1 protein-coding gene is annotated in these 6780 nt (G+C 72.6%); it reads right to left on the bottom strand.

Going from position 1 to position 6780, the window contains the following annotated elements; all coding sequences use genetic code 11:
* Positions 1-6780: type I polyketide synthase (locus IEJ02_RS51535; protein WP_191070422.1), on the bottom strand; the 6780-nt coding region annotated here is incomplete at both ends.

Below are 6780 nucleotides of genomic sequence, written 5' to 3'. Positions count from 1 at the left end.
CGCCATCCCCACCCACTGCGCCCCCTGACCAGGGAAGACAAGCACCGCGTGGTCCCGGGCGGCCGCCATCCCGCGCACCACACCGGGGGCCGCGCTGCCCTCGGCCAACGCGCCCAGGCCGTTCAGGAGACCGTCCCCGTCGCCCGCCAGCACCACCGCGCGGTGTTCGAAGACACTGCGCGTGGTCGCCAGCGACAGTCCGATATCGGTGGGCGAGACCTCGCCGCGCTCGCGCACATGCGTCAGCAGCCGCTCCGCCTGTGCCTCGACCGCGGCGTCCGACCGTCCGGAGATCACCCAGGGCGTGATCTCCGGCAGTTCCCCGGCCGGGGTGTCGTCATCGGCACCCTGGCCAGGGGCGTCGTCGAGCGGAGCCTGTTCCAGCACGGCGTGGGCGTTGGTTCCGCTCATCCCGAAGGAGGACACCGCCGCGCGGCGCGGCCGTCCCGTCTCCGGCCAGGGCGTATCGTCCGTCAGCAGGCGCAACCCGCCCGCGGACCAGTCCACATGCGGCGATGGCTCGTCCACGTGCAGGGTGCGTGGCAGCACGCCGTACCGCATGCCGAGCACCATCTTGATCACACCGGTCACGCCCGCCGCCGCCTGTGTGTGCCCGATGTTCGACTTCACCGAGCCCAGCAGCAGCGGCCGTTCCTCGGGGCGGCCCCTGCCGTACGTGGCGAGCAGGGCCTGCGCCTCGATGGGGTCGCCCAGCGTGGTGCCGGTGCCATGGGCCTCGACCGCGTCCACCTCGGATGCCCGCAGTCGGGCGTTCTCCAACGCGGCGCGGATCACCCGCTGTTGCGAGGGTCCGTTGGGTGCGGTGAGGCCGTTGCTCGCACCGTCCTGGTTGATGGCGGAGCCGCGTACCACCGCCAGCACCGGGTGGCCGTTGCGCCGCGCGTCCGACAGCCGCTCCAGCAGCAGCACACCGACGCCCTCCGCCGGGCCGAAGCCATCGGCGGCGGCGGAGAAGGGCTTGCAGCGCCCGTCCGGGGCCAGCCCCCGCTGGCGGCTGAAGCCGACGAAGGTCCAGGGGGTGGACATGATGGCGGTGCCACCGGCCAGGGCCAGGGAGCACTCGCCCTGCCGCAGCGACTGCGCGGCCAGGTGCAGTGCCACCAGCGACGACGAGCACGCCGTGTCGACGGCGACGGCCGGCCCCTCGAAGCCGAACGCGTAGGCGAGCCGACCGGAGGTGACGCTGAGGGCGTTGCCGGTGAGCAGATAGCCCTCGACACCGCTCGACGGCCGGATCGGGCCCGCGCCGTATCCGTGTGATCCGGCGCCCACGAACACACCGGTCTGGCTGCCGCGCAGGGAGGCCGGGTCGATGCCCGCGCGCTCGAAGGTCTCCCAGGACGTCTCCAGGAGCAGTCGGTGCTGCGGGTCCATCGCCACCGCCTCACGCGGTGAGATGCCGAAGAACGCGGCGTCGAACTCACCCGCGCCGTCGACGAAGCCACCGTGGCGCGTGTAGGTCTTCCCGGGGACGTCCGGGTCGGCGTCGTAGAGTCCGTCGAGCTCCCAGCCACGGTCCCCGGGGAAGCCGGATATCGCGTCACGGCCCTCGGTCAGCAGGTCCCACAGCTCCTCCGGGGACCGGACGCCACCGGGCAGCCGGCACCCCATGGCGACGATGGCGATCGGATCGTCGTCCGGTTCGGCCCGGGTGACGGGCGCGGGTGCCGAGGGGGCATCGCCCTCCCGGAGGCCGAGCAGTTCCGCACGGAGGTATTCCGCGAGCGCGGCGGGGGTCGGGTAGTCGAAGACGACCGTGGCGGGCAGCCGTTCGCCCGTGGCCGCGTTCAGCCGGTTCCGCAGCTCCACCGCCGTGAGGGAGTCGAAGCCGTGCTCCTTGAAGGAGATCTCCGGCTCGACCGCGTCCGGTGTGCTGTGACCGAGGACGGTGGCGGCCTGGTCCTGGACCGTGCGCAGCACCATCCGTTCCCGCTCCGCGTCGCCCACCCTGAGCAGGCGCTGCCGTAGCGACGTCTCCTCCGCTCCGGGCGCCGCCTGGGCCAGTGCGCGGCGGACCGCGGTGGCCCGTTCCGGCCGGCCGTCGCCGGGATCCGCTGTCGCGGCCGCGAACTGCTCCTCCGTCACCGGCCGCGCCACCAGCGCGTCCACCGTGGCCACCGGTGTTCCGGCCGGGTCGGCGACCAGTGCGGACAGGGTGTCGGTGCCCTTGCGGGTCAGCCGCACGCGGAGCGTCGACGCCCCGGTCGCGTGCAACGACACGCCGCTCCAGAGGAACGGCAGGCGGATGCCGTCCGCATCGCCCGAGAGCGGCGCCAGGCCCGGCTGCAAGGCGGTGTCCAGCAGGGCCGGGTGGATGCCGAACCGGGACACCTCACCACGGGCCTCCTCGGGCAGCACCACTTCGGCGAAGAGCTCGTCACCACGGCGCCATACCGCCCGAACGCCCCGGAAGACGCGCCTGTACACCACCCCGGAGTCGGCCAGCCGCTCGTAGAAGCCGGCGGTGTCGACGGCTTCCGCGTCGGTCGGCGGCCATACGCTGAGGTCAGCGCCGGGGTTGGGGCTCGTGGCACGGCCGTGGACCAGCATGCCCGACGCGTACCGGGTCCACGGCCGGTCCGCGGTGTCCTCCGTCCGCGCGTACACCCGCACGGGACGTCCGCCGCCCTCCTCGGGCCCGCCGACGGTCAACTGGACCTGTAGGGCACCCTGTTCGGGAAGCGCCAGAGGCGCCTCCAGCGTCAGCTCCTCCACCCGGTCGCATCCGGCCGCGTCACCGGCGCGCAGCGCCAACTCGACGAACGCGGACGCGGGCAGCAGGGCCCGGCCGAGCACGGTGTGTTCGGCGAGCCAGGGATGCGTACGGAGCGAGAGGCGGCCCGTCAGCAACCACCCGTCCGAGTCGGGCAGCGTGGTCGCCGCACCGAGGAGGGGGTGGTCGGCGGAGGTCAGTCCGGCCGAGGACACGTCGCCCGCCACGGCTGAGGGCTCGACCCAGTAGCGCTGGTGCTGGAAGGCGTACGTCGGCAGATCGACGCGCCGAGCACCCGTGCCCGCGAACATGGCCGCCCAGTCCACGGACACGCCGCCGACGTATGCCTCGGCGAGGGAGGTGGCGAATCGGTCGAGACCGCCTTCGTCGCGGCGCAGGGATCCGACGGCGGTGATGTGCGTGCCGTGGTCCTGGGCCGTCTGCTCCACGCCCATCGTCAGGACGGGGTGGGCGCTGGCCTCGATGAACGTGTCGAAGCCGTCGGTGAGCAGAGCGCGTACGGTCTCGTCGAAACGCACCGTCTGACGCAGATTGCGGTACCAGTACCCGGCGTCGAGTTCCCGAGTGTCCAGCGCACCTGCCGTGACCGTGGAGTAGAACGGCACCGACGACGAGCGCGGAGCGATCCCCGCGAGGGTCCGCTGAAGCTCGTCCTCGACGGTCTCGACGTGAGCGCAGTGCGAGGCGTAGTCGACGGGGATGCGACGCGCCCGGACCTCGTCCGCTTCGCACGCGGCCAGCAACTCGTCCAACGCGTCGGCGTCACCGGACACCACGACCGCCGAGGGCCCGTTCACCGCCGCCACCGACAACCGCTCACCCCACCGGCCCAGCCGCTCCCGTACGGCCGCCACCGGCAACGACACCGACACCATCCCGCCCAGCCCCGACAGCGCCCGCAGCGCCTTGCTCCGCAACGCCACCACCTTCGCGGCGTCCTCCAACGACAACGCACCCGCCACACACGCCGCCGCGATCTCACCCTGCGAATGACCGATGACCGCGGCGGGCTCCACCCCGTACGAACGCCACAGCTCAGCCAGCGACACCATCACCGCCCACAACACCGGCTGCACCACATCCACCCGCTCCAACGCCGCCGCATCGCCGAGCACATCCACCAACGACCACTCCACGAACGGCGCCAACGCCGCCGCACACTCACCCATCCGCTCCGCGAACACCGGCGAAGACTCCAGCAACCCCGCCGCCATCCCCACCCACTGCGCCCCCTGACCAGGGAAGACAAAGGCGACGCGGTCCGAGGAGCCAGTAGCCGAGCCGCGCACCACACCCGCGGCCTCGCGGCCCTCCGCCAGCGCCGTAAGGCCGCTGACCAGCGCGGTACGGTCACCGCCCAGCACCACCGCCCGCCGCTCGAACACGGCGCGTGTGGTGACCAGTGACAGACCGACATCCACCGACGCCGGACCGGCCTCCTCGACGACCATCGACAGCAAGCGCGCGGCCTGGTCCCGGAGTGCCGCGTCGGACCGCGCCGATACCACCCACGGCACCACGCTGCTCGGTTCAGAGGTGGCGTCCGTGGCGGCATCGGACTCCATCGGCCCCTGCTCCAGGATCACATGGGCGTTGGTGCCGCTCACGCCGAAGGAGGAGACACCCGCCCGACGGGGCCGGCCGGTCTCGGGCCACGCCATCGGGGCGGTCAGAAGCTCCACCGCACCCGCGGACCAGTCCACGTGCGGGGACGGCTCATCGATGTGCAGGGTCCGCGGAAGCACGCCGTCGCGCATGGCCAGCACCGACTTGATGACCCCGGCCACACCGGCCGCGGCCTGGGTGTGGCCGATGTTGGACTTGATCGAGCCGAGCCACAACGGCCGCTCGCCGGGCCGCCCCTGCCCGTACGTGGCCAGCAGGGCCTGCGCCTCGATCGGATCGCCCAGCGTCGTACCCGTACCGTGCGCCTCGACCATATCGACGTCGGCGGCCGACAGCCGGGCGTTCGCCAGGGCGGCCCGGATCACCCGCTGCTGCGACGGGCCGCTCGGTGCAGTGAGGCCATTGCTCGCGCCGTCCTGGTTGACGGCGGAGCCGCGTACCACCGCGAGCACCTGATGGCCGTTGCGGCGCGCGTCCGACAGCCGCTCCAGCAGCAGCAAGCCCACGCCCTCGCCCCAGCCGGTGCCGTCCGCGGCCGCCGCGAAGGGCTTGCACCGGCCGTCAGCCGCCAGACCCCGCTGGCGGCTGAACTCCACGAAGAGCTCGGGAGTGGACATCACGGTGACACCGCCGGCGAGCGCGAGCGTGCACTCGCCCTGGCGCAGGGACTGCGCCGCCAGATGCAGCGCGACCAGCGACGACGAACAGGCGGTGTCCACCGTGACCGCCGGGCCCTCGAAGCCGCAGGTGTAGGAGATGCGGCCGGAGACGACGCTGGCGGCGCTGCTGGTGACCAGGTGGCCCTCGATGTGCTCCGCTGCCGCCCGGCGCAGGCTGGTCCCGTAGTCCTGGCCGTTGCTGCCCACGAAGACCCCGGTCTGGCTGCCCCGGAGCAGCGTGGGATCGATCCCGGCCCGCTCGAACGCCTCCCACGATGTCTCCAGCAGCAGCCGCTGCTGCGGGTCCATCGCCACCGCCTCACGCGGTGAGATGCCGAAGAACTTCGGGTCGAAGTCGCCCGCTCCCTCGAGGAATCCGCCCTCGCGGACATAGCTCTTGCCGTGCTCGTCCGGGTCGGGTCCGTAGAGCGTGTCCAGGTCCCATCCGCGGTCGGCGGGGAACTCGGTCAGCACCTCGCGCCCGGCGAGCAGCAGCTGCCACAGGTCTTCCGGTGTCCGCACCTCGCCGGGGAAGCGGCAGCTCATGGCCACGATGGCGATGGGCTCGTCGTCGGTGGCCACGGCGCCGGGCACCGCGGTATCCGCGCCGTTCCGCAGCCCCAGCACCTCCGTGCGCACCAGTTTGACCAGCGCCGTCACGGTGGGGTGGTCGAAGAGCAGGGTGCTCGGCAGGCTCAGTCCGGTGGCCGCGTTCAGCCGGTTGCGCAGGGTCACCGCCGCGAGGGAGTCGAAGCCCAGTTCCTTGAAGGCCCGGTCGGCGTCGATGGCCTCGGGGCGGCGGTGTCCCAGGACGGCTGCCACATGGGAGCGCACGAACTCCAGGAGGACACGGTCTTGTTCCGCCGTCCCCAGCCCGGCGAGTCGGCGCCGAAGCGACTCGTCAGGGGTGGTGGCATCGTCGGCGGTGTCGGATGAGCCATGTGCCACGAGGTCGTGCAGGAGGCGACGCGAACGGGGGTCCGCCATCGTCCGGGCCAGGGTGTCCCACTCCACGTCGGCGACGATCAGGGACGCCGCCGCCGGGTGGTTGACGCTCCGCTCCAGGGCGGCGACGGCCGACTCCGGGTCCATCGCGGGGAGGCCGTGGCGCCGCCACCGGTCCGCGACGGCCTCTGCCATGCCGTGGTCGGCCCAGGGGCCCCAGGCCACCGAGGTGGCCGGGAGCCCCGCACCGCGCCGCCACTCCGCCAACGCGTCCAAAGTCGCGTTCGCCGCCGCATAGTTGGCCTGCCCAGCGGCACCCACCGTCCCCGAGAACGAGGAGAACAAAACGAAGGCCGTGAGGTCCAGCTCGCGCGTCAGCTCATGCAGATGCCACGCCGCCTCGGACTTCGCCCGCAGCACACCCTCGAACCGCTCCACCGACAGCCCGTCCAGCACACCGTCATCCAGCACACCCGCCGCATGCACCACCGCCGTCAACGGCAACTCCTCCGGCACCCCCGCCAACACCCCGGCCAGCGCCTCACGGTCACCCACATCACACGCCACGACCGTCACCCGAGCACCGACCTCCCCCAGCTCGGCACACAGCTCCTCCACACCCACAGCCTCAGGACCACGACGCGACACCAGCAGCAGATGCTCCGCACCCGCCCGCGCCAGCCACCGCGCCACATGGGCACCCAACGCACCCGTACCACCAGTCACCAGCACCGTGCCCGAAGGCCCCCAGCCCCCGACACCATGCCCACCGGCCGACGCCCGGACGATACGGCG

The sequence above is a fragment of the Streptomyces sp. 5-10 genome (assembly GCF_014712245.1).
Classification (GTDB): domain Bacteria; phylum Actinomycetota; class Actinomycetes; order Streptomycetales; family Streptomycetaceae; genus Streptomyces; species Streptomyces violaceusniger.
The sequence above is the reverse complement of the archived record's forward strand: the minus strand, read 5'-3'. Positions and strand labels throughout refer to the sequence as shown.